At 71.5% G+C, this 1,642-nt stretch carries 2 protein-coding genes; both read right to left on the reverse strand.

The window, feature by feature from the left end; all coding sequences use genetic code 11:
• On the reverse strand, nt 1-660 hold a 660-nt coding region (locus tag Q0112_RS01695), incomplete at its 3' end, for an NADH-quinone oxidoreductase subunit C (RefSeq protein WP_297970554.1).
• On the reverse strand, nt 657-1,642 hold a 986-nt coding region (locus Q0112_RS01700; protein ID WP_297970556.1), incomplete at its 5' end, for a hydrogenase 4 subunit F. The genes Q0112_RS01695 and Q0112_RS01700, both read right to left, overlap by 4 nt.

A 1,642-nucleotide genomic window follows, 5' to 3' on the forward strand; every position in this document is an offset into this window, starting at 1 on the left:
CATGACCAGCCGCAGCCAGAGCGCCCGCTCCGGCACCGCAACCCCGAGCGCCGCCTCAACCGCCTGCGCGAAGGCCCAGGCATAGGCGACCGTGCTGTCCCCCGACACCCGCCCGGCCAGTCCCGCCGCGCGCGCGAGCGTCGCGCCCCGCATCAGCCCCTCGACCCCCTTGTGGGTATAGCCGAGCCGCTGCTCCAGCCGCACCACCGTCTCCCCCTGCACGGTGAAGCGGAAGTGCCCCGGCTCGATCACCCCGGCATGCACCGGCCCGACCAGCACCCGGTGCAGGCTCTCCCCCTTCACCGGCAGGAAGGCATAGGGCTCCCCCGGCCCGGCCGCCTCCGCCTCACCCAGCGGATGCCGCACCCCCCACCGCCCGTGATCGAGCCAGGGCCGGTCGTCCGCCGCCCCCTCCGCCGTGTAGCCGTAGAGATCGCCGATCGCCCGCTCCAGCCGCTGTGCCGCCGCATGGTGCCGCCCGACGGACGGAAAGCGATCCTCGCTGACCGGCACGCTCAGGATGCGCAGCCCCGCGGCCGGATCGCGGAGCGCCATATGCACCTCGCCCGTGCTCGCCCAGAGGCCGAAGAGCTCCGCCTCCCCCGCCGCGAGCGCCCGCGCCGCGTGCCGCCACTCGCCAGCGCTCACCACCGTCCTCATCCGAGCAGCCTCGCCACCGCCTCGAACCAGCCGACCACCGGCCCCGGCAGATGGATGCCGCCGAGCAGCACCAGCGCCATGTGCCCGTAGAGCGGCGCCAGCGACCCCTCCGGCCGCCCGACCGGCCCGGTCGGCTCGCCGAGGAGCATGTCGCCGAGCCTGAGCAGCAGCGCGCCGAAGGCGACGAGCAGCCCCGCGACCAGCACCAGCGCCAGCACCGGCACCCGGGCAAAGGCGGTGGTGACGAGGAGGAACTCGCTCATGAACACCCCGAACGGCGGCATCCCCGCGATCGCCAGCACCGAGATCGCCAGCCCGAAGCCGAGCGCCGGATGGCTCTGCGACAGCCCGCGGATGTCGGCGATCCGCTGGCTCCCCTTGATCTGCGCCACCATGCCGACGGCATAGAAGATCGCCGACTTGGTCAGGCTGTGCATCGTCATGTGCAAGAGCCCGGCGAAGTTCGCCAGCGGCCCGCCGATGCCGAAGGCGAAGACGATGATCCCCATGTGCTCGATCGAGGAGTAGGCGAAGAGCCGCTTCACGTCCCGCCGCCGGTAGAGCATGAAGGCTGCGAAGACGAGCGAGAGCAGCCCCATCGCCACCATCAGCGGCCCGGGCGAGAGCGCCTCGGCATTCGCCGCCATCAGCATCTTGAAGCGCAGCACCGCATAGAGCGCGACGTTGAGCAAGAGCCCCGACAGCACCGCCGAGATCGGCGTCGGCCCCTCTGCATGCGCATCCGGCAGCCAGGCATGCAGGGGCGCCAGTCCAACCTTGGTCCCGTAGCCGAGCAGCAGGAAGACGAAGGCGACGTTCAGCATCGCCGGATCGAACTCCGCCGCGCCCGTCATCAGATTGGTCCAGATCATCGACGCCGTGCCCTCGCCCAGCACCGGCTGCGCCGCCATGTAGACGAGGATCGTGCCGAAGAGCGCCAGCGCGATGCCGACCGAGCCGAGGATGAAATACTTCCACGCCG

The sequence above is a fragment of the uncultured Amaricoccus sp. genome (assembly GCF_937858865.1).
In the GTDB taxonomy this organism is placed as follows: domain Bacteria; phylum Pseudomonadota; class Alphaproteobacteria; order Rhodobacterales; family Rhodobacteraceae; genus Amaricoccus.